This window comes from Xanthomonas sp. NCPPB 3959 (assembly GCF_056675575.1).
In genome coordinates this window covers 118285-140285 of the sequence record NZ_JBWWVR010000002.1, presented here as the reverse complement: position 1 = coordinate 140285, position 22001 = coordinate 118285, and the positions used below count along the sequence as shown (strand labels likewise).

The following is a 22001-nucleotide window of genomic DNA, read 5'->3' as shown; positions in this document are numbered from 1 at the left end:
CTCCCCCGAACCACGGATGCATGGCAGTTGCCGCTGGGCCATTCCGGCCTGGCCTTGCGTGGGAGAGAGCAGCATGAACAAGCCTTGGATCGGGAGCATCGCCGCACTGGCGTTGCTGGTGGCATCGGCGTCGGCAGTGGCGGGCGCTTTCAGCAAGACTTACGAACGCATTCCCGGCTGGGATGGCGCCCCGATGGGCGCGCTGGTGCTGGTGCCGCAAGGGCAGGGCAGCGGGCCGTTTCCGCTGGTCGTGATGCCGGCCAGTTGGTCGTTGCCGAACTTGGAATACCTTGGCCGTGCGACCCAACTGGCCAGCGACGGCTACGTGGTGGTGAGTTACACCTCGCGGGGTTTTTGGGATTCGGCCGGGCAGATCGACATTGCCGGTGCGGACACCGTGGAGGACGTCAGTGCGGTGATCGACTGGGCGTTGGCGCATACGCCGGCCAACCCGAATGCGATCGGTGCATCGGGGATTTCGTATGGAGCGGGCATCAGCCTGCTGGCGGCCGAGCGCGACCCGCGCATCAAGGCGGTGGCTGCGCTCAGTGGTTGGGCCGATCTGGAAGCCTCGCTGTATTCCAACCGCACTGTCAGCCAGCAAGGGGTGGGGCTGTTGGTCGGTGCCGGCGCGTTGACCGGGCGGCCCGGGCCGGATCTGGCGCAGATCGGCGCACGGGTTGCGGTGGGCGATTACGACGGCGCGGTGCAGGGCTTCCTGCCGCAGGCGGCCTCGCGTAGCCCGGCAAGCGATGTGGCTGCACTTAATGCGCGTGGCACGGCGGTGTTGCTGGGCAATGCTTTCAACGACGGCTTGTTTCCGCCCAACCAGACCATCGCGTTCTTCAACCAGCTGCGCGGGCCGAAGCAGTTGCTGCTCAGCCAGGGTGATCACGCCACGGCAGAACTGCCGGGCGCGTTGGGCCTGCCCAACGAGGTGTATACGGCGACCACGCGTTGGTTTGATCGTCATCTCAAGCAAGTGCGTAACGGGGTGGATGCCGAGGCGCCGGTGCGGTTGTCGCCGCGTGCGGGGCAATGGTTGGAGTACACAGACTGGGCGTCGGTGCAGCAGGGCAGCACGCGCTTGGGGCTATCCGCACCGGCAGGACTGCTTACCCCCACCGGCGGTTTGATCGGCGGCACTGCAAGCGGTTGGCAGTCGTGCATCGCCACCGATGTGCCGACGTTGGCCGATTCGGGCGTGGTGCTGGTCAGTGGTCTGTTGCAGGGCATCGGCCTGCCGGTCACTACTTCGATTCCGTTAGTGAATCGTGCTGGCGCTGCAGTGTGGGTTGGCGCGCCATCAAGCGGTGTGCGGCGGTTGGCGGGTAGCCCGTCGCTGCGGGTGACTGTGGTGCCCAGTCAGTCGAAGGTGAGTTTGTTCGCGTATCTATATCGCATGGATGGTCTAGGCGTAGCGCAGCTGATCACGCATGCGCCGTACTCGCTGCGCGGAGCCACACCGGGTCGTGCGGTAACGCTGGATTGGTCGTTACAGGCGGCCGCGGCGGAGATTCCGGCCGGGCAGCGGTTGGTGCTGGTGATCGACACGCGCGACGTGCGTTACACCGACGCAAGCGATGGCGGCGGCACAGTGACGTTTACTTCGCCGGTGGCAACGCCATCGGTGTTGAACGTGCCGCTGCGATAAGGCTGCCGTCGGCCAGTAACGCGGTAAGTCTTTGCCGGTTTGCATCTGATTGGGTGATTGCGTTGAGTAGTTTTCATCCCACCCTCTCGCACCTGCGGTTTTATCCGGTTGCAGAGCGGAGAGCGGGTGATCTGTTGCCTGGCTGCAGGGCCCTTGCCCGCCCACCCTCGCGGGACACGCCGCAAGTACGTCCGTGTAGGCTCTTACGCGGCATCCATGCCGCGTAAGGTCCCGCGACGGTGGGCGGGCAAGGACCAGTCGAGAGGATCGGTGTGCAAGGTGCAAGCAAGCCACAACATGCGCTGTTCGGATAACGGCTCGACCGATCAGCACCCCAAGCAAGTCAAGCATCAGGCAAACTTTCAACAAAACAACCTACAAACGTCCTGGTGCGGTGCCCTCGCCGATTGCGGGACCGTGTGGCGGCATGGATGCCGCCACCGAGCCTCCACGGACGGATTTACGGCGTGTCCCGCGAGCGGTGAGGGCACCGCGCCCTCGACCAACAAGGCTTCGCAACAAAGTCATAACGCCATGATTCGAAAGCTGGTCATCCTGAGCTGAGCTTGGTGATCTGAGCTTGGAAAGTGTGGATAAGGCAGTGACCGTAGCTGCCTTGAGAAAATTGAAGAGTGTGGATGCGTCGTTACAGACCATCGCCACGCAGCATTTATGCGGAATTTACGCCGCCGCCCTGGCAGGTCCATAGCGACTTTACGCAGGCCGGGAAGACACTGCGCAGGTTGGCGGAGCGGTTCCGCCCTGGACGATCCCGATGCATCCCTTGACCTGTCTGCTCCATCGGCGCTGCGCGCACGGTGCGGCAGCGTTTTGCCTTGTTGGCATGCACACGCTGCATGCGCCGTCGCACATCGCATCCATCGCGCCGCGTTGCGCGCGTCTCGGGGAGTAGCCGACATGCCTGCCTGGTTGTCCCTGTTGTGCGGCGTGGCCGTGCTCGTTGCCGCTGCGTACCTGTTGTACGTGGTACTGCGGCCCGAAGACTTCTGATGCGAGTGCGCTCCGATGATTGAAACCCTACTTATCTATGCGCTGGCCATCGTACTGGCGTGGCCCCTGGGTCGCTATCTGGCGGCGGTGATGCGCGGCGCCCCGATGCGTGGCGATGCGCTGTTCGGCTGGATCGAGCGGCCGTTGTATGCGTTGCTCGGTACCCGTCCGCAGCAAGGCATGTCGTGGCGCGGCTATGCCGTGGCGTTCTTGCTCAGCAACCTGGTTGTTGGTCTGCTGACCTGGGCGGTGTTCATGACCCAGGCGTGGCTGCCGTTCAATCCCGACGGCATCCCCAACATGCGCTGGGATACTGCGCTGCACACCATGGTGTCGTTCGTCACCAACACCAATCAGCAGCATTATTCGGGCCAGGCGCAGTTGTCGTATCTGGCACAGATGACCGGCATCGTCGGCCTGCAGGTGGTGACGCCGATGATGGGCCTGGCGTTGGCAGTGTCGACCTTGCGTGCCTTGTTCGGCGGGCGAGCTGTCGCAAGCGTGTCCAATGCCTCGCTGGTATCGAACGCGACGACGAGTACCTCGCCACGGATGGCCGGGCCGGACAATCCGGAGATCGTCATGTCGTGCCAGGGACGGCAGCAGTCGAGTTCTGGCTTGGAAACCTTGCCCGAAGCAGACGTCGGCAACTACTGGGCCGATGTGATCCGCGCAAGCACGCGCGTCTTGTTGCCGCTGTGCCTGCTGTGGAGCGTACTGCTCGGCTGGCAAGGTGTGCCGTCCACGCTGCAGGGCGCGGCGACTGCGACACCGTTGGATAGCAGTGCGAGCATGTCCAAGCAGACCATTCCAGTCGGCCCGGTTGCGGCGATGGTCGCGGTCAAGCAGCTCGGCACCAACGGCGGTGGCTGGTACGGCCCCAACAGTTCGGTGGCGCTGGAAAACCCCACGCCGTTAAGCAATTTTCTGGAAACGTTGGCGATCGTGTTGTTGCCGATGAGCGTGGTGTTCATGGTCGGCTATCTGACCGGGCGCAAACGTCTCACCGCCTTGGTATTCGGCACCATGTTGACAATGTCGGTCGCATCCACCGCGCTGTTGCTGTGGTCTGAAGCGCATTCGGCCAGCACGAGCTCGCCTGCTTTGATGGAAGGCAAAGAGGTGCGCATCGGCGCGGATGCCTCGGCGTTGTGGGCAGCGTTGACCACACAGACCTCCAACGGCTCGGTCAATGCGATGCACGACTCGCTGGCGCCATTGAGTGGCCTGGTCACGCTGGTGAACATGCTGATCAATGCGATCTGGGGCGGCATCGGCTGTGGTTTGCAGCAGTTCGTGGTGTATCTGCTGTTGAGCGTATTTCTGGCTGGGTTGATGACCGGACGCACGCCGGAGTTGTTCGGCCGCAAGATCGAATCGCGTGAAGTGCAATTGCTTGCGCTATTGATTCTGTTGCAGCCGCTGGTGGTATTGGGCTTCACCGCGGTGGCGCTGGCAGTGCCGTCTTTCACCGCAAATTCCAATCCCGGTTTCCATGGCATCAGCCAGGTGTTCTACGAGTACACCTCGGCCTTCGCCAACAACGGGTCGGGTTTCGAGGGCCTGGGCGATGCGACGTATTGGTGGAACCTGAGCTGCTCGGTGGTGCTGGTCCTGGGCCGGTATCCGGCGTTGATCCTGCCGTTGATGGTGGCGGCGCGCATGGCTGTGAAGCGGCGCGCGCCGGAGTCTGCCGGCAGCCTGCAGGTCGAAACCCCCACCTTTGCGTTGACCCTGATGGCGATCGTGCTGGTGCTCACCGTGCTGCAGTTCATGCCGGCACTGGTGCTGGGTCCTATCGCTGAACACCTCGCCCTGGCGGCGTCCTGAGAGTTTTGAGCAATGTCTACGATCGATACGACTGAAAAACGCGAGCGCGGCGACGCAGCGTTGTTCGATGCTGCCGTGCTGATGGCGGCGATGCGTGCCGCCTTCCTCAAGTTGGCGCCGCGGCATCTGCTGCGCAGCCCGGTGATGGCGGTGGTGATGGGCGGCACGGTGCTGGCGGCGGTGATCACCGCCAGCGGGCATGGCAACGCCGGCTTCGGCTGGGCGGTGACGGCGATCCTGTTTGTCACTGTGTTGTTCGGCAATTTCGCCGAAGCCATCGCCGAAGCACGCGGGCGTGGGCAGGCCGCATCGCTGCGGCGGGCGCGCAAGGATCTGGTCGCGCGTCGCGTGGAAACCGCACTCGGTGGCCGCGAGACCCGCGTGCCGGCGGCAGAGCTGCGCCCGGGCGACTACGTGATGGTGTCCGAGGGCGAATTCGTCCCGGCCGATGGCGAAATCGTGCGCGGTGTTGCAACGATCAACGAAGCGGCGGTGACCGGCGAATCGGCACCGGTGTTGCGCGAAGCCGGCACCGATCGCAGCGGCGTGATCGGCGGCACGCGCGTGCTCTCCGACGAGATCGTGTTCAAGGTCACCGCCGAGCCGGGCCACAGCTTTCTGGATCGCATGATCGCCTTGGTGGAAGGCGCCAACCGGCAGAAGACACCGAACGAAATCGCGCTGACCTTGTTGCTGGCGGCGATGACGCTGACCTTCTTGATTGTGGTTGCCTCGTTGCCGGCGATTGCAGGTTTCGTTGGCGTCACGCTGGATCCCCTGCTGCTGATCGCACTGCTGGTGTGCCTGATTCCGACCACCATCGGCGGGCTGTTGCCGGCGATCGGCATCGCCGGTATGAACCGCGCGCTGTCGGCCAATGTGCTGGCCAAATCCGGCAAGGCGGTGGAAGTGGCTGGCGACGTGGACGTGTTGCTGCTCGACAAGACCGGCACCATCACCTACGGCGACCGTCAGGCCACTGCGTTTCATCCGTTGGCCGGCATCGACCGTGCGCAACTGCGCGATGCAGCGATGCTGGCATCGTTGGCGGACCCGACGCCGGAAGGTAAATCCATCGTCAAGCTGGCGCGCCAGCAGGGTGCGGTGGCAGTCGAACCGGACGGCGCGCATTTCATTGCGTTCACTGCGCAAACGCGCATGTCCGGCGTCGATATCGCTGGGCGCAGTATTCGCAAGGGTGCCGGCGACTCGATCGTGGCGTATGTGCAGGCAATGGGCGTCACGGTGTCGCCGGAATTGAACGGGCGCATCGAAGAAGTGGCACGCGGCGGCGCCACGCCGCTGGTGGTGGCCGAAGGCCGGCATGTGCTGGGCGTGGTCGAGCTGAGCGATGTGGTCAAGCAGGGCATCAAGGAAAAATTCGCGCAGCTGCGTGCGATGGGCATCAAGACGGTGATGATCACCGGCGACAACCCGCTCACTGCCGCCGCCATTGCCGCCGAAGCCGGCGTGGACGATTACATTGCGCAGGCGCGCCCGGAAGACAAGCTGGCACGCATCCGTGCAGAGCAGGCCGGTGGGCGGCTGGTAGCGATGGTGGGCGACGGTACCAACGATGCACCGGCGCTTGCCCAGGCCGATGTGGGCCTGGCGATGAACTCGGGCACGCAGGCGGCCAAGGAGGCCGGCAACATGGTCGATCTGGATTCGGATCCGGCCAAATTGCTGGCGGTGGTCGAAGTGGGCAAGCAGCAGCTGATCACGCGCGGTGCGCTGACCACCTTCTCGCTGGCCAACGACGTCTCCAAGTATTTCGCGATCCTGCCGGCCCTGTTTGCTGCGGCGATTCCGTCGATGGCCGCGCTCAACGTGATGCAGTTGTCCAGCCCGCGGCATGCGGTGCTGGCGGCGTTGATCTTCAATGCGCTGATCATTCCGGCATTGATTCCGCTGGCCTTGCGCGGCGTGCGCTTTCGTCCCTCCAGCGCCACTGCATTGTTGCGCCGGAACATGCTGATCTATGGCGTGGGCGGGATATTGCTGCCGTTTGCCGCAATCAAGTTGATCGACCTGGCGCTTGTCGCCGCTGTAGGAAACTGAGTCATGACGATTTCTTCAAACACCAACCTATCCACGTCGCTCCCGTTGCGCGACGACGGCGCTCTACGCGGTTCGGTGATGCTCGCGTTGTTCATCCTGCTCGGCCTGGGCTTGAGCTATTCGCTGATCGCCACCGGCATCACTGGCGCGTTGTTTCCTGCGCAGGCGCACGGCTCGTTGCTGCGTGTGGACGCGCGCGTCGTCGGCTCGGCGCTGGTCGCCCAGCCGTTCGCCGATGCGCGTTATTTCCAGCCACGCCCCTCGGCTGCCAAGTACGACCCGACTGCGGCCGCCGGCAGCAACCAGGCGCGTTCCAATCCCGACCTGCAAGCGCGCATCGCGGCAACGCGTGCAGAAGTTGCTGCACGCGACGGTATCGCGCCCGGGGCAGTTCCTAGCGAGTTGCTCACCCAATCCGGCAGCGGTCTGGACCCGCACCTGAGCCCTGCTGCCGTGCAGGTGCAACTGCGCCGCGTCGCCAACGCACGCGGCTGGCCGGAACAGCGCGTCGCCGCCCTGGTGCAGGCCGCCACCGAACACCCGCAGTTCGGGCTGCTTGGGCAGCCGCGAGTGAATGTTCTGGCGCTGAATCTGGCGCTTGATGTGGCTGGGAATCGGAAGTCGGGAATCGAGAATGGAGCAAGGCAACAGCGCTAGAGCCATCAGGTCGCGGTAGGCTCCACGAATCCCCAATCCCGACTCTCCAATCCCGGCCCCAATGCCCGACGCCCGTACCCAACAAGCCGACGCGCTGATCGGCGAACTGCAGCGCGAACATGGCGGGCGTCTGACCGTGTTTCTGGGCGCGGCGCCCGGCGTGGGCAAGACCTACGCCATGCTGTCGCGCGCACGCGAGCGCTTGCGGCAGGGCATGGACGTGGTGGCCGGTGTGATCGAAACCCACGGCCGCAGCGAAACCGCTGCGCTGCTGGAGGGCCTGCCGCTGCTACCGCGCGCGCGCGTGAGTTACCAGGGCCGCGTGCTGGAGGAATTCGATCTGGACGCGCTGCTGGCGCGCAAGCCCAAGCTTGCCCTGATCGACGAACTGGCGCATCGCAATGTGCCGGGCAGCCGGCATGAGCGGCGCTGGCAGGACATTGTCGAACTGCTCGATGCAGGCATCGACGTCTACACCACGGTCAATATCCAGCATCTGGAAAGCCTCAACGACATCGTGCTGCGCATCACCGGCGTGCGCGTGTCCGAGACCGTGCCCGATGCGGTGTTCGACCGCCTGCGCGACATCGTGCTGGTGGATCTGCCGCCGCGCGAACTGATCGAACGGCTGCAGCAGGGCAAGGTGTATCTGCCCGAGCAGGCCACGCAGGCCTTGCAGGCGTTTTTCTCGCCCTCCAACCTCACTGCCTTGCGCGAGCTGGCAATGCAGACCGCAGCTGATCGCGTCGACAGCGATCTGCGCGACACCCAGGCCGCGCGCGGCTTGCCGGGCACCGCAGCCTTGCGTCGCCGCGTGGTGGTGGCCATCGATGGGCGTGGCAGCTCGGATTATCTGGTGCGGGTGGCGCGGCGATTGTCGGAGCGCCGCGATGCGCCGTGGACGGTGGTTACCGTGCAGGCGCGCACCGTGGCCGATGCCGCGTGGCAGCTGGAAATCGACCGCGCGTTCGCACTGACACGCCGGTTGGGTGGCGACACCGCGTTGCTGCACGGCGCCAACGTCGCCGAGGCGCTACTGGATTTCGCCGCGCAAAACGGCGTGTCCACGCTGGTGCTGGGGCGCACCCGCGAGCGCCCGCTGGCGCGCATGTTCAACCGCACGCTGACCCAGCAATTGCTGCAGCGTGGCGCGCATTACGAACTGGTCATCGTCAGCTCTGCCGATGCGCGTGCACGCGCACGCCAGCGTTGGCGCAATCCGCGCCAGTGGCTGCAGCGTTACGACCTGGCGTTTGCGGCGATCGCGGCTGCCGCAGCCGTTGCGGTGGCCTGGGTGATCCAGCGCTGGACCGACATCGACGATCTGTCGATGGTATTCATCGTGGCGGTGGTGCTGGTGGCTTCGCGCACGCGCATGGCCGCTGCGGTGATCGCCGCGCTGCTGAGTTTTGTCGCCTACAACTTCTTCTTCATCGAACCGCGCTTCACCTTGCACATCAGCGCGCGCCAGGGCGTGGTGACGGTGTGCCTGTTCCTGATCGCCGCACTGGTGGCCGGGCGCCTGGCCTCGCGCCTGCGTAGCCAGGTGCTGGCGTTGCGCGCCGCCAACACGCATGCCAATGCACTGCAGACGCTGGCGCGCGAACTCAGCACCGCCGCCGATCTGGGCCAGGTGCTGGAAGCCGGCCGTCGCGCGCTGGCCACCGCACTGGATGCCGAAGCCTGGTTGCGTCTGGAGCAACGTGAAAGCGATACGCCGGCCAGCTTCGGCACGCTCGATCGCAGCGCGGCGGATTGGACCCAGCGCCACGGTCAACCGGCCGGCCGCTTTACCGATACGCTGGCCGGCGCGCAGTGGTGGTGCCTGCCGGTGCGGCACGAACGCGGCAGCCTGGGTGTGGCCGCGCTGCGCTTCCGGCAGAACGTACAGCGGCCCGGCCTGGAGCAACGCCGGTTGGCCGAGGCGATGGTGGAAGACATCGGCCAGGCCGCGTTGCGCACGCGCCTGGTCGCCGATCTGGAAGGCGCGCGCGTCAGTGGCGAAACCGAGCGGTTGCGCTCGGCGTTGCTGTCGTCTGTCTCGCACGATCTGCGCTCGCCGCTGGCGTCGATGATCGGCTCGGCCAGCAGCCTGGCCAGCTACGGCGATGCGATGGACGCGCAGGACCGCCACAGCCTGCTCGACACCATCCAGCTCGAAGGCGAGCGGCTGGATCGCTACATCCAGAACCTGCTCGACATGACCCGGCTCGGCCACACCGGGCTGACCTTGAATCGCGACTGGATCGGCGTGGACGAGCTGCTCGGCTCTGCCACGCGTCGGCTGCAGCGCTACCAGCCGGCCGTGCGCCTGCAACTGGATCTGGCCGCCGACCTGCCAGCCATCTGGGTGCATCCGGCACTGGTGGAACAGGCCATCTTCAACGTGCTGGAGAATGCGGCGAAATTTTCGCCACCGGGCGTGGCGGTGACTGTGCAGGCGCGGCTGCAGGCCGGCGCCTTGCAGATCGATATCGGCGACCAGGGACCGGGCATTCCCGAAGACGAGCGCGCACGCATTTTCGACATGTTCTACAGCGTCGAGCGTGGCGACCGCGGTCGCAATGGCACCGGCCTGGGCCTTGCCATCTGCCAGGGCATGATCGGCGCGCATGGCGGCAGCGTGGAGGCGCTGGCCGGCGCAGATGGTCACGGCACCACGATCCGCATTACGCTGCCTTTGCTCGTTCCTGCCGCGCCACCTCGCCCCGATGCCGACTGACCCCACTGCCATCCCGCCCGCCCGCGTGCTGATCGTCGACGACGAGCCGCAGATCCGCCGCTTTCTCGACATCAGCCTGCGCGCGCAGGGCTACCGCGTGCTGCAGGCCGGTACCGCCGAAGAAGGCCTGGCCCTGCTGGCCGGGCAGGGCGCCGAACTGGTGGTGCTGGACATCGGCCTGCCCGATCGCGACGGCCACGAAGTGCTGCGCGAGATCCGCCAGTGGTCCAACGTACCGGTGATCATGCTCACCGTGCGCGCCGGCGAAACCGAAAAGGTGGCCGCGCTCGATGCCGGCGCCAACGACTACGTCACCAAGCCGTTCGGCGTGCAGGAACTGATGGCACGCATCCGCGCGCTGCTACGCCAGGCCGGCGCCGGCAGCACGGCGGAAGAAAGCGTGTTCGACGACGGCCGCCTGCATATTCATCTAGGCCTGCGCGAGGTCACGCTGGCGGGCGAAGCGGTACCGCTGAGTCGCAAGGAATACGCCTTGCTCGCACTGCTGCTCAAACACGCCGGCCGCGTGGTCACCCAGCCGCAACTGCTACGCGAGGTGTGGGGCCCCACCCACGAAGAAGACACCCATTACCTGCGCATCCTGGTTGGCAAACTGCGCCAGAAACTGCACGACGATGCCGCCGACCCGCAGTACATCGTGACCGAGCCGGGTGTGGGGCTGCGCTTTATTGGTGTGACGCGTTGAGTTGATCGCACCGCCTGACCAACCAGGCGCCCGTTACCGCGCGAGCACGGTGCTGCGTCTATTGCCCGATGCAGTTCGCCGCAGTGGCGCAGATACCGGGACGATGCGATCCAGCGCGCGGTAACAGCGCCGGTGCAGGTGCGCTGCGTGCATCACACAAACCGAAAGCTATGCGATTTTCGTCAGCGGTGCATCGTTGTCGTGCGCTGCGGTGTCGCCGGGGAGCAAACGCTCACTCCAGCGGCGGCAGCACTTTTCCCGGATTCAAGATCCCAGCCGGATCCAGCGCGGCCTTGATCGCACGCATCGCCGCCAGCGTCGGTGCGCTGAACGCCTGTGTCATGAAATCGCGCTTGGCCACGCCGATGCCGTGTTCGCCGGAGAGCGTGCCTTCCAGCGCAAGCACCAATGCGAACAGGCGCGGCAATGCGGCGTGTGCGCTTGCGTCTTCATCGGCATCGGCCGGGTCGTACATGATGTTGACGTGCAGGTTGCCGTTGCCCGCATGGCCGAAGGCGACGATGGGTAATGCGAATTCCGCAGCGAGTGCTTCCACACCGGCCACCAGCTCTGGAATGCGCGAGACCGGCACCACCACGTCTTCGTTGATCTTGCCCGGCTTGATCGTGCGCAATGCCGGCGACAGCGCGCGCCGCGCCGCCCACAACTTGTCGCGCGCGCTGCCATCGGCGGCAACGTCCAGGCTCAACACGCCCTCGCCATTGGCGGCGTCGTGCAACGCCTGCAATGCATAAGGCAAGGTGTCGTGATCGCCATCGGCTTCGATCAACAACATCGCGCCTGCCTCGGGCACATCGCTGCCGTTGCGGCGCAGCAGTGCGATTGCGCTGGCATCCATGAATTCCAGCATCGTCGGCGTGGTCGGTTGCGCCATGATGCGCGACACCGCGGCTGCAGCGGTGGCCGCATCGCGATACAGCGCGCGCAAACCGGCTTGTGCGATTGCGCGCGGCGTCAGCTTCAACGTCGCTTCGACGATGATGGCCAAGGTGCCTTCGCTGCCCACCAGCAAATGCGTGAGGTCGTAGCCGGTAGAATTCTTGGTATACGCACCGCCGCAACGGATCACCTCGCCGGTGCCGGTCACTGCCACCAAACCGAGCACGTTGTCGCGGGTGGCGCCGTATTTCACTGCGCGCGGGCCGCCGGCATTGGTGGCGAGATTACCGCCGACACTGCAGATGTCCGCACTGGACGGATCCGGTGGCCAGAACAAGCCGTGCGGCTGCAATGCCTGTTGCAAGTCGCCATTGAGCAGGCCCGGTTGCACGATCGCGCAGCGATCCGCCGGACGCAGCGCAAGGATGCGGTTCATGCGCGCCATCGACACCACCACGCCGCCGGAAAACGGCACTGCCGCGCCAGTGGTGCCGGTACCCGCGCCACGCGCCACGATCGGCACGCCATGCGCGCGGCAGGCCTGCACGATGGCGACCACCTCATCGGTATCGCGCGGCAAGGCGACCGCGGCGGGCAATGCCCACCTGCGCGAATCGTCTTCGCCATAACGCCGCCGCGCATCGTCGCCGGTCAACCAGCCATCGGGTCCAAGTCGTGCGGCCAGCAGTTCGGCCAGCACGGTGGGAAGCACATCGGTCATGACGGGTGATCCTGTGGTGCCGCACGCTGGATGCATTTCCACCCCAGCACTGCGACGGTGAGCGGCAGCCAGACCCAGCGCAGCTCGGAGAGCAGGACGCTGAGGCCGCGCGCATTGAAGAAACCGTTGGCGAATGGCGACACGCGAATCGGCCGCCACGGCGCGAACCAGCGCGCATCGCTCCACGGCCAGGTCAATGCAACGCCAAGGCCGCCGGACGTCATCGCATCCAGCACGGGATGCGATGCGGTGCAGACAAACAAGAACGCTGCGGCCTGCAGTGCATCCGCACGCAACACGCGATGCGCAATGCCACCGATCAATGCAATCACCGCGGCGAACACCAACGAGTGGCTGGCACCACGATGGCCGAACGCATCGGCATAAGGAATGTGCAGCGCGAACGCCAGCACATCGGCATCCGGCAACATCGCCGCCACGATGCCGGCACCGAGCAAGCGCTGCGAGAGGCGGCCGCGTTCGCTGGCGCACCAGAGCGCCAGCGGCACCGCAGCGTGGGTGAGGATGGTGGGCATCGCGCGTGGGTCGTTGTCAGCAGTCGTCGGCGCGGAAGGCGTCACGGATCCAGTTCAGCACCGGCGGCTCGCCGCTGGCTTCGACCACATCGAAGCGGCACGGCAAGCTTGCCAGTGCCGGGTGATAGGCAAGAAACACTTGCGCGGCCAGCACCAGTTTGCGGCGCTTGCGCCGGTCCACCGATGCCGCGCCGCCGCCGAAGCGGTTGTCGCGCCGATAACGTACTTCCACAAACACCAGCGCTTGCCCGTCGCGCATCACCAGATCGAGTTCGCCGCCGCGGTAGTTGGCATTGGCCACGACCAGCCGCAGGCCGGCCTGCTCCAGCAGCGCGCGTGCCAATGCTTCCACCGCCGCACCACGTTGCTGACGTGCTGCCGGCATGGCGTCAGCGGCCGTCGGCGATCGGCACCGGGCGGCCACCGTTGAAGGTGGACCACGCCGGTGTACGCAACACGTTGCCGAAGCCATCCAGATGCAAGGTGCCGGTGGCGCCGCGCAGGCCGCCGTCGGCGCCGGTGGCCAGCTTTTCCAGATACGCGCTGATCTTCCAGGCGTCGTAGCCGAATGCGAACAGGCGTGCGCCCGGCCCGCGTGCGCTGGGCAGCGTGCTGGCGACCTGGGTGGAGGCCGGCAGGCCGGACACGCCCAGGGCGGTCCAGGTTTCGCTCGGGTAGATGATGCCGTCCAGCGCCAAATCGTCTTCGACCTTGCCGGTGCCGGCCACCAACTGCGAGGTGCCCACACGCGATTTGCCGGCGAATCCGCTCAACGCCAACTGCGGCGCCAGCGCCCGCGCCGTATTGCCGCGCACCGCCAGAAATACCGCATCGGCAGTGCCGTAATTGCGTAGCTGCGCGCCGATATCGCCCGGCACTTCGGCCACGCTGATGCTGCCGGCGACGGTGCCGCCGCGTTCGGTAAAGCGGTCGCGGAAGGCCTTGATGGTGCGCTTGCCGTTGTCGTCGCCGGTGCCGACGATCAGCACGTTGCGGCGCTCGCGCGAGAGCAGGTATTCGGCCGCCATGATGCCGTCGTCTTCCGGCGCCAGCGAGAAGCCGGCGCTGCCGCTGGGCGGCGCCTTGTTATCAGTGGGGCGGTTGAGCGCCAGCACCGGCACCGCCAGTTGGCCGCGTGCGAACACCGCGCTGACTTCGTCGCGCCCCAACGGGCCGACCACGTAGTCCACACCGGCGCTCACGGCCTTGTCGTAGGCGGCATTGGCGCCGGCGGCGGTGCCGGCGGTATCGAAGAAGCGCAGTTCCGGGCGGCGGCGGGTTTCGGCGTAGTAGCCGGCCAACAGACCGTCGCGTACCGGCGCCGAGGCGGTGGCCAGACTGCCGCTGAGCGGCAGCAGCACGCCCAGCTTGATCGGCGGACGGTAGCCATCGCGCTCGGCCGGCGGGCGCTTGCTGGTGTCGAAGCCCCACTGCGCATCGCGCTCGAACGCGCGTGGCAGCGCCAATCCCCGGCTGATCATGGCGCGGCCGGCGAAGTTGTACAGCGGGTCGCCCGCCGGCAGCGCAGCGGTGCGGCCTTTGAGCGTGGCGTCGTCGAGCGCGGCGAGCAGGCGCACGATCGCGCGCTGGTTTTCGCTGCGCGGAGTGCCGGTCAGGCTGGCATCGGCGCGTGCGCGGTCGGCGGCGGCACCGAACAGGTCGCCGGTGCCTTCCAATGCGGCGGCGCGTGCCAGCAGCCAGCGGGTCTGCAACGGCTGCGGCAGGCCTTGCGGGCTGTCGCCCAGCGCCTGCAGCGCTTGCGCGGCCTGCTTGTCGATCACCGCCAGCTCGCCGGTCAACAGCGCGAAGCGGGCGCGGTCTTCGCCAGTGAGATGGCGTGGAGTCACCTGCTCCAGCAATGTGCGCGCACGTGCGTCATCGCCGGCGTCGTGCCAGCCGAACGCCGAGGCGGCCAGCAAGCGGCTGCGCTGCGCACCGCTGGCGCTGGCCGCCTCGGCTTCCAATTGCTGCGCGGCTTCGCGCGGCTTGCCCTGGTCCAGCAACGCCAGCGCCGCACTCTGCGTGGGCGAAGCGGTCTGGGTGACGCTGCTGGTGGCGCAACCGGCGGCCAGCATGACCATCAGCGACAGGGCGGAGATCCTTGCAACACGCTTGTTCATTTCAGATCCATTGGACGGGGCCCGCCGGGGCGGACCGTTAAAAACGCTACGATTCTACCCTTTGCCCCCGGAAATACCGCTGATGACGTCCCCCGGAACCCTGCATGTGGTCGCCACGCCGATCGGCAACCTGGCCGACCTGTCGCCGCGTGCGCAGGAGGTGCTGCGTGGCGTGGCCGCGATCTGCGCCGAAGACACCCGCCACACCCGCCAGCTGCTCGGCCATTTCGGCATCGACCGTCCGCTGCTGGCCCTGCACGACCACAACGAAGAAGCCATGTCTGAGCGCATCGTCGCGCGCCTGCGCGAAGGCGAGTCGCTGGCCATCGTCAGCGACGCCGGCACCCCGCTGGTCAGCGACCCCGGCTTCAAGCTGGTGCGCGCCGCGCGCGCGGCGGGGATCCGGGTCAGCCCGGTGCCGGGCGCCTGCGCCGCCATCGCTGCGCTCAGCGTGGCCGGCCTGCCTAGCGACCGCTTCAGCTTCGAAGGATTTCTGCCCGCCAAAAGCGCTGCCCGCCGCGAACGCCTGGCGCACCTGGCCGGCGAAACCCGCACCCTGGTGTTCTACGAATCCTCGCACCGCATCGTCGACTCGCTGGCCGACCTGCGCGGCGCCTTCGGCGACGACCGCGCGGCGGTGATCGCCCGCGAGCTGACCAAGCTGTTCGAAACCGTGCTCGACGGCACCCTGGCCGAGCTACAGGCCAAGGTCGAAGCCGACGACAACCAGCGCAAGGGCGAGTTCGTGGTGATGGTGCAGGGCGCCGCCGACGCCGCCGAAGGCCAACTCGCCGAAGGCCGCCGCGTCTACGCCAAGCTTGCCGAGCACCTGTCCCCGTCCACCGCCGCCAAGCTGGCCGCCGAGCTGACCGGTGCGCCGCGCAAGGCGTTGTATGGCGGGTAGGTTTGCCATCGCAGGAGCACGTTTGCGTGCGACTGTGATTTCTCGATAAGGCTTCTCGCGCCCAGGTGCGCTCCTACCGGTAATGGCGGGGCTGGCAGCGCTGCGCCGTTCTGCACGGTGGCGATAGCGTATAGTGCGCCCCGGCGGAGTCGGCCAGACAGTCGCGTCACTCGCAAGAGTGCCGAGGAAAGTCCGGGCTCCATAGGGCAAGGTGCCAGGTAACGCCTGGGCGGCGCAAGCCGACGGAAAGTGCAACAGAAAGATACCGCCTACGTTCCTTTCGGGGAGCCGGTAAGGGTGAAATGGTGCGGTAAGAGCGCACCGCGAGTCCGGTAACGGACCGGCACGGCAAACCCCACCTGGAGCAAGACCAAATAGGGATCCATTGGCGTGGCCCGCGCTGGATCCGGGTAGGTTGCTTGAGCGCTGCGGTGACGTAGCGCCTAGACGAATGACTGTCCACGACAGAACCCGGCTTATCGGCCGGCTCCGCCGCCTTTTTGGGCGTAGGCCCAAAAAGGCGGCCACGCTTCGTACCGCCGGTGGCGGTACAAAACGCGGGTCCCGCTCCGGGCATGCCAGAACCCCGCGGCTGTCGCCGCGCCCCCTTGACTCAAGGGGGCTTGCACTCGGGTGATTTGCTGGGCGCCTTGCCTTGGGTGCGATCAATGCGATCTGGTTGCTGCGGTCATCGTTACGTGGCTTGGGCTTCGCCCTCGCGGCCGACGACGCGTTGGTGTTTCACCTGCGGTCGTGTTCGGCGTTAGCCGAATGAGCGGGTGAACAGTTCGTCCAGGGCGTCGATGATGGTTTGGCCCTGGTCTTTCAGGGAGCCGGCAGGTTTGCTGAGCACTGCCAGCGGCACCGAGGTCATTTCCAGGGGTTGCAGGATGACGCTGTGGCCGGCCACCGTGAGTTCCGGGGTGAAGCGGGAGGGGGTGGGGGAGTGGTTGGACTTTCGGACCAGGGGCACGACGACGCGGCGAGGTGAGGCGTCGAAGATCTTTGACTGGACGACGACCACGTACGGGATGTTCTTGTTCTGGCCGACGTTCGCGTAGACATCGAACTGGTCGGTCATAGCGTGGAGAACTCGTCGGCGAAGGAGCCGTGCGCGTCAGTGAAGGTCTTCCATTCGCTTGCGGCGCGCTGCAGCTCCATTGCTCGGGCGCTGTGGCTGTCGCGTTCTTTTGTCACGTACTCGGCCAGCAGTTCCTCGACCTTTGCCGACAGGTTGCCAGTCATCGCCCGTGCCTGCGCGGCCAAGTCCGAGTTGATGGTCAGGTTTAGCGGCTTCTTTTGCGCGGAACTATCGTAATAACGGCTCATGAGCAGCCTCCAGTGGAGTATGCGCATGCTATGCGCATGATGCCGGGTTGTCAATGCGTGCCGGCGATGTCCAGCCGTGTTTCGCCCTGGAAGATCCCGTTTGGTCCAAAGCGGCGTTCGTGGATGAAGCCACGGCCTTGCTGGTCCACCGCCACGATGGTGCTGGCGCGCGTGCCGTAGCTGGCGCCGGTGATGAAGGCGGCAGAGAGCAGGCGTTCGGTGGCCAAGTCCACCCCGGTGTGGGGAAGCGCGGCGTCGGGTGCGATTGCAGGGTTGCCCAGGGCGGTCCACAAGGGTTGCAGGTCGTCGCTGTCGGTGGCGCACCAGTTGTGCAATGCATTAGTCAGTGCGGCGGTCTTGGGCCACTGCGCGTCCAGCGGGCCGTTGGACATGCCATGGATGCCGGGCGCCAGCGTGCGGGCCAGTGGCGGGTGGTTGCTGAGGTGCTCGCAACGCTCGGCATCGCACAGCAATAAGTTGAAGGGCGGGAACTCGTGCGCGGCCGCTGCCAGATCGCTGGCGTAGGCAGCGGCATCCAGGCTGCCGGCCAGGTAATCGGCAATCAGATGACCCCGCGAGCGCCCGGACGCGGTGGCGAGCGGGTCGCGCACGTTGGTCACCACCGCGACGCGACCGTGGTTGCCCAGCCCTACCCAGCTGCCGCCCGAGCGTAGGTCGCGGCCCGCCAGCACGCCGTCGGCCGGCGCTGCCCAGCGTGCCAGCGGCGCGGTGGGGCGCTCGTGGAATTCATCGCGGTTGCCCGCCAGCAGCAAACGCCAGCGGGGGTGAGCTTTCCAGGCGAGAGCAACCAGGCACATGGCGCCGATTGTCGCCGGTTTGCGCAGTCATGACGTGTAGCCGGCTCAATGTGAAGTGAGACCACGGTCGAGTTTACATGGCCTTCACACCCCTGAACTTTTGTTCAATCTCAAAATCTGAGACGAAACAGCAACTTGTGGATAACCTTTGAACAAGTCTCTAAAGAGTGCTGCAACTCATTGATGCAACTGGCGATTTGTGGCCTCCAAAGTTGTTGACAACCTTCGGCGCACTGCTAAGGTGGGCAACGGAGGGAAAACCAGGTGTTTTGTGGTTTTTCGTGGTTCAATGATCCCCCAGCGGGTATTCGAGGTTGCATTCGGTGTTTCAGGGCGAGACTGCCATCACGGTGGACGACAAGGGGCGTATGGCGGTGCCAACCGCGTACCGCGACCTCGTCACGCGTGCGAGCGGCAACCGCCTGGTACTCACCTACAACCCGTTCGAAGCCGGATGTCTGTGGCTGTATGCGGAAAAGGAGTGGGAGCGGGTGCGTGACGATGTGATGTCCAAGCCCAATACCCAGCGCGTGGTCCGCACGCTGCAGCAGAAACTGGTGGGTTCTTCCGCAATGCTGGAGCTGGACGCCAACGGCCGTCTGAGCATCCCGGCCAGCCACCGCAATGCGGTCGGCATCGAGAAAAAGGCCGTGCTGCTGGGCATGGGCGACAAATTCGAACTCTGGAGCGAGCAGGCACATCGCGCACTGATCCAGCAGACATTGTCTGACGGGGATCTGGGCGATGAATTGCTCGATCTCAGGTTGTGAGCCGGGGTGCCCGGATGCGCGGTGAAGCGCAGCCCGGTCACCCGGTGTCGCAGCCGCCGGCAGCCCATGTGCCGGTGCTGTACACGCAGGTTCTGGATGGCCTGCAGGTGATCGAAAACGGAACCTATCTCGATGGCACGTTCGGGCGTGGCGGACACGCTCGTGGCGTGCTGCAACACCTTGGCCCGGGAGGTCGACTGCTGGTGATGGACAAGGACCCCGACGCGATCGCGGTGGCCGAACAAGCGTTCGGTGGCGATGCGCGCGTGTCCATCCATCGCGGCAGCTTTGCCGGTCTGGGCCAGGTGGTCGCTGCGGCAACCGTCGACGGCATCCTGCTGGATCTGGGCGTGTCCTCGCCGCAGCTGGATGTGGCCGGGCGCGGTTTCAGTTTCGGCAAGGACGGCCCGCTGGACATGCGCATGGACCCCGATGCCGGGCAGAGCGCGGCCGAGTGGCTGGCCCACGCCAGCGACCGCGACATCGCCGATGTGCTGTGGACCTATGGCGAAGAGCGCCAGAGCCGCCGCATCGCACGCGCCATCGTGGCGCGCCGTACCGAGCAGCCGTTGTTGCGCACTGCGCAACTGGCCGACCTGATCGCCTCGGTGATGCCGCGCGGCGACAGCAAGACCCATCCGGCCACGCGCAGCTTTCAGGCGATCCGCATCTACATCAACCGCGAGCTGGACGATCTGGAAGCCGGCCTGGATGCCGCCCTGGGCGCGCTCAAGCCCGGCGGCCGCCTGGCGGTGATCAGCTTCCACTCGCTGGAAGACCGCATCGTCAAGCAATTCATGGCCCGCTACGCCAAGGCCCCGCCGAGCAATCGCCGCCTGCCCGAAGCGCAGCCGTTCGTGCCGACGCTGCAGTTGATCACTGGCGCGATCAAAGCAGACTTCGACGAGTTGAGCGTCAACCCGCGCGCGCGTAGTGCGGTGTTGCGGGTGGCTGAGAAGCTGGGATTGGGGATTGGGGATCCGGGATTGGAGAAGCGCGCTGAGCGAATCCCCAATCTCCAATCCCCAATCCCGGCGTCTCAAGGAGACGCCCAATGAGCCGCCTGCTGCTCATCGTGCTGCTCGCCTGCAGCATCGCCTCGGCGATCGGTGTGGTGTACATGCGCCACATGCATCGCAAGTTGTTCGTGCAGTTGTCCAAGCTCGAGCACACGCGCGATGAATTGAATATCGAATTCGGCCGGCTGCAGCTGGAGCAGGCCACCTGGGCGGAAAGCAATCGCGTCGATCAGGTCGCGCGTGCGCGCATCGGGATGAAGTTCCCGGAGACCAACGACATCGTGGTGGTGCGCCCATGACAGAACGGCACGACAGCCGTTTTGCACGGCGCAGCCGCCCGCAGGGTGGCGCACACGGAGGTGCGCCATGAAAGCCGGCCGCAACCGCGCGCGCAGCAACTTCAACCTGCGTGGCCGCCTGACGCTGGTCGGCATCGCGCTGGGCCTGTGCTCGGTGACTCTGATCGGCCGCGCGGCGTTCGTGCAGCTGGTCAATCGCGATTTCTATCAGCGCCAGGGCGAAGCGCGCTACCTGCGCGAGCTTCCGATCGCCACCTCGCGCGGCATGATCACCGACCGCAACGGCGAGCCGCTGGCGGTGTCCACGCCGGTGGAGTCGATCTGGGTCAATCCGCAGGAACTGCTGCGCAATCCGGACCGCATTCCCGAGCTGGCCAAGGCGCTCGGCCAGCCGCTGGACGAGTTGAACGCCAAGCTGGCGCAGAAGGCCGGCAAGGAATTCATGTACCTGCAGCGCCGGATCAATCCGGACAAGGCGCATGCCATCGTCGAGCTGAAGATTCCCGGTGTGTTCTCGCAGCGCGAGTTCCGTCGCTTCTATCCGCAAGGCGAAGCGATGGCCCATGTGCTGGGCTTTACCAATATCGACGACCGCGGCCAGGAAGGCCTGGAGCTGGCCTTCGACGAATGGCTGCGCGGCAAGCCGGGCTCCAAGAAAGTCGTGCGCGATGCGCGCGGCGCGATCGTGGAGAGCGTGGATCTGGTGCGCCCTGCGCAGCCGGGCAAGGACCTGACGCTGAGCATCGACCGCCGCATCCAGTTCCTGGCCTACAAAGAGCTGCGCAACGCGTTGGTCGAAAACAACGCTGCCGGCGGTTCGATGGTGGTGATGGATGTGGCCACCGGCGAAGTGCTGGCGATGGTCAACCTGCCCACCTACAACCCCAATTCGGTCACCGGCATCAATCCGTCGGCGCGCCGCAACCGCGCGGTCACCGATCTGGTCGAGCCGGGTTCGACGATGAAGCCGCTCACCGTGGCCACTGCATTGACGGCCGGCGTGGTGACCAAGGACACCATCATCGACACCAACCCCGGCTACATGGCCGTGGGGCGCTTCACCATCCGCGATGTGCCACGCAACAACGGCGTGCTCAACGTCACCGGCGTGATCACGCGCAGCTCCAACATCGGTGCGGCCAAGATTGCGGCCAAGGTGCCGGATCAGACGTTCTATCAGTCGATCCGCAATTTTGGTTACGGCAGCGCGCCGCATAGCGGTTTTCCCGGCGAATCCTCTGGCGTGGTGCTGCAGCCGGCGCGCTGGAGCGGCCCGTCCAAGACCACGATGTCGTACGGCTATGGCCTATCGGTGACGCCGCTGCAGATCGCGCAGGCGTACGCCACGCTGGGCAACGGCGGCAAGCTAACCCCGCCGACCTTCGTACGCGGCCAGCACAATGAGACCCGCCAGGTAGTCACGCCGGAAGTGGCGCGCCAGGTCATCGACATGATGGAAACCGTGGTCACCCAGGGCGGTGCCAAGGGCGCGGCCATCCTGGGCTATCACGTGGCCGGCAAGACCGGTACCGCGCGCAAGAACGGCGCCAACGGTTACGAGCGCGGGCATTACAACGCGTTGTTCGCCGGTCTGGTGCCGGCCACGCGCCCGCGCTTTGCCACGGTCATCGTGATCAACGATCCGCAGGGCAAGGTGTATTACGGCGGCCTGGTGTCGGCACCGGTTTTCCACAAGGTGATGGAAGGCGCGCTGCGTCTGATGGACGTGCCGCCGGACGACATCCAGTCGTGGCTGGCCGCACAGGCCGCCGGCAAGACCGGGCAGCCGATCGCCAAGCCGCAGCCGCCCGAGCTGGACCCGGCATTGATGCCGGATCCGGTGGATGAAGTGTCTGCCGGTATTCCAACCGCACTTGCACCTGCCGCGCTACCCGCGCCGGCCCAGCCCGCACCGCTGCAGGAGAGCCGCCAGTGAGCCGCTCC

General features: G+C 66.0%; 19 protein-coding genes and 1 other RNA gene. 13 read left to right on the top strand and 7 right to left on the bottom strand.

Annotated elements, in window-relative coordinates; genetic code table 11:
* The first annotated feature begins 73 nt into the window (after positions 1–73).
* From AC1KVG_RS03625 to AC1KVG_RS03595, 7 genes are all read left to right on the top strand, one after another.
* Positions 74–1654 carry a CocE/NonD family hydrolase gene (locus tag AC1KVG_RS03625; RefSeq protein WP_481093534.1) on the top strand — a complete coding sequence of 527 codons (1581 nt, stop codon included), beginning with the start codon at positions 74–76 and terminating at the stop codon, positions 1652–1654.
* Positions 1655–2572: 918 nt separating this feature from the next.
* Entirely contained in the window at positions 2573–2665 is a 93-nt protein-coding gene (locus AC1KVG_RS03620; RefSeq protein ID WP_006452907.1) for a potassium-transporting ATPase subunit F, read from the top strand.
* Positions 2666–2680: 15 nt separating this feature from the next.
* On the top strand, positions 2681–4495 hold the full coding sequence (gene kdpA, locus AC1KVG_RS03615; protein ID WP_481093533.1) for a potassium-transporting ATPase subunit KdpA: 1815 nt from the start codon (positions 2681–2683) through the stop codon (positions 4493–4495).
* 12 nt (positions 4496–4507) lie between these two features.
* Positions 4508–6556, top strand: a complete 2049-nt coding sequence (gene kdpB, locus AC1KVG_RS03610) for a potassium-transporting ATPase subunit KdpB (protein WP_183086888.1) — start codon at positions 4508–4510, stop codon at positions 6554–6556.
* Positions 6557–6559: 3 nt separating this feature from the next.
* Entirely contained in the window at positions 6560–7213 is a 654-nt protein-coding gene (kdpC, locus tag AC1KVG_RS03605) for a potassium-transporting ATPase subunit KdpC (RefSeq protein ID WP_481093532.1), read from the top strand.
* Positions 7214–7274: 61 nt separating this feature from the next.
* Positions 7275–9935 carry a DUF4118 domain-containing protein gene (locus tag AC1KVG_RS03600; RefSeq protein WP_481093531.1) on the top strand — a complete coding sequence of 887 codons (2661 nt, stop codon included), beginning with the start codon at positions 7275–7277 and terminating at the stop codon, positions 9933–9935.
* Entirely contained in the window at positions 9925–10641 is a 717-nt protein-coding gene (locus AC1KVG_RS03595; RefSeq protein ID WP_481093530.1) for a response regulator, read from the top strand. Before AC1KVG_RS03600 ends, AC1KVG_RS03595 begins: the two co-directional genes overlap by 11 nt.
* Positions 10642–10873: 232 nt before the next feature.
* Here AC1KVG_RS03595 and AC1KVG_RS03590 read toward each other — a convergent pair whose 3' ends face one another.
* The 4 genes from AC1KVG_RS03590 to AC1KVG_RS03575 are packed head-to-tail and all read right to left on the bottom strand — an operon-like array spanning position 10874 to position 14918.
* The gene (locus AC1KVG_RS03590; RefSeq protein ID WP_481093529.1) at positions 10874–12262 is read right to left on the bottom strand and encodes an FAD-binding oxidoreductase; all 1389 of its coding nucleotides are present in this window, start codon (positions 12260–12262) and stop codon (positions 10874–10876) included.
* Positions 12259–12798, bottom strand: a complete 540-nt coding sequence (locus AC1KVG_RS03585) for a metal-dependent hydrolase (RefSeq protein ID WP_481093528.1) — start codon at positions 12796–12798, stop codon at positions 12259–12261. The genes AC1KVG_RS03590 and AC1KVG_RS03585 overlap by 4 nt, the downstream gene beginning before the upstream one ends.
* A 16-nt stretch (positions 12799–12814) precedes the next feature.
* On the bottom strand, positions 12815–13183 hold the full coding sequence (locus AC1KVG_RS03580) for a YraN family protein (protein WP_006451851.1): 369 nt from the start codon (positions 13181–13183) through the stop codon (positions 12815–12817).
* 4 nt (positions 13184–13187) lie between these two features.
* The gene (locus tag AC1KVG_RS03575) at positions 13188–14918 is read right to left on the bottom strand and encodes a penicillin-binding protein activator (protein ID WP_481093527.1); all 1731 of its coding nucleotides are present in this window, start codon (positions 14916–14918) and stop codon (positions 13188–13190) included.
* 82 nt (positions 14919–15000) lie between these two features.
* Here AC1KVG_RS03575 and rsmI point away from each other — a divergent pair, with 82 nt between their 5' ends.
* Both rsmI and rnpB read left to right on the top strand, forming a co-directional pair.
* Complete coding sequence (rsmI, locus tag AC1KVG_RS03570) at positions 15001–15822, top strand: 16S rRNA (cytidine(1402)-2'-O)-methyltransferase (protein WP_481093526.1); 822 nt, start codon at positions 15001–15003, stop codon at positions 15820–15822.
* 145 nt (positions 15823–15967) lie between these two features.
* An RNA gene (gene rnpB, locus AC1KVG_RS03565) (RNase P RNA component class A) lies at positions 15968–16317 on the top strand.
* A 268-nt stretch (positions 16318–16585) separates the two neighbouring features.
* Here the strand turns inward: rnpB and AC1KVG_RS03560 are convergent.
* Genes AC1KVG_RS03560 through AC1KVG_RS03550 form a run of 3 tightly spaced genes read right to left on the bottom strand, consistent with a single transcriptional unit; the run spans position 16586 to position 17969 of the window.
* The gene (locus AC1KVG_RS03560) at positions 16586–16903 is read right to left on the bottom strand and encodes a CcdB family protein (protein ID WP_481093525.1); all 318 of its coding nucleotides are present in this window, start codon (positions 16901–16903) and stop codon (positions 16586–16588) included.
* Complete coding sequence (locus AC1KVG_RS03555; protein ID WP_481093524.1) at positions 16900–17151, bottom strand: type II toxin-antitoxin system CcdA family antitoxin; 252 nt, start codon at positions 17149–17151, stop codon at positions 16900–16902. The genes AC1KVG_RS03560 and AC1KVG_RS03555 overlap by 4 nt, the downstream gene beginning before the upstream one ends.
* 50 nt (positions 17152–17201) lie before the next feature.
* Positions 17202–17969, bottom strand: coding sequence for an NRDE family protein (locus AC1KVG_RS03550; protein WP_481093523.1), 768 nt, complete (start codon positions 17967–17969; stop codon positions 17202–17204).
* A gap of 314 nt (positions 17970–18283) precedes the next feature.
* Between AC1KVG_RS03550 and mraZ the strand changes: the two genes are divergently transcribed.
* The 4 genes from mraZ (at position 18284) to AC1KVG_RS03530 (ending at position 21993) form a co-directional block, all read left to right on the top strand.
* On the top strand, positions 18284–18739 hold the full coding sequence (mraZ, locus tag AC1KVG_RS03545) for a division/cell wall cluster transcriptional repressor MraZ (protein ID WP_095574949.1): 456 nt from the start codon (positions 18284–18286) through the stop codon (positions 18737–18739).
* Positions 18740–18753: 14 nt separating this feature from the next.
* Positions 18754–19797: a 16S rRNA (cytosine(1402)-N(4))-methyltransferase RsmH gene (rsmH, locus tag AC1KVG_RS03540; protein ID WP_481093623.1), complete on the top strand. Its 1044-nt coding sequence runs from the start codon at positions 18754–18756 to the stop codon at positions 19795–19797.
* Positions 19794–20057, top strand: coding sequence for a cell division protein FtsL (ftsL, locus tag AC1KVG_RS03535; RefSeq protein WP_005991913.1), 264 nt, complete (start codon positions 19794–19796; stop codon positions 20055–20057). Before rsmH ends, ftsL begins: the two co-directional genes overlap by 4 nt.
* A 67-nt stretch (positions 20058–20124) precedes the next feature.
* Positions 20125–21993: a peptidoglycan D,D-transpeptidase FtsI family protein gene (locus AC1KVG_RS03530; RefSeq protein ID WP_006452805.1), complete on the top strand. Its 1869-nt coding sequence runs from the start codon at positions 20125–20127 to the stop codon at positions 21991–21993.
* Positions 21994–22001 lie beyond the last annotated feature (8 nt).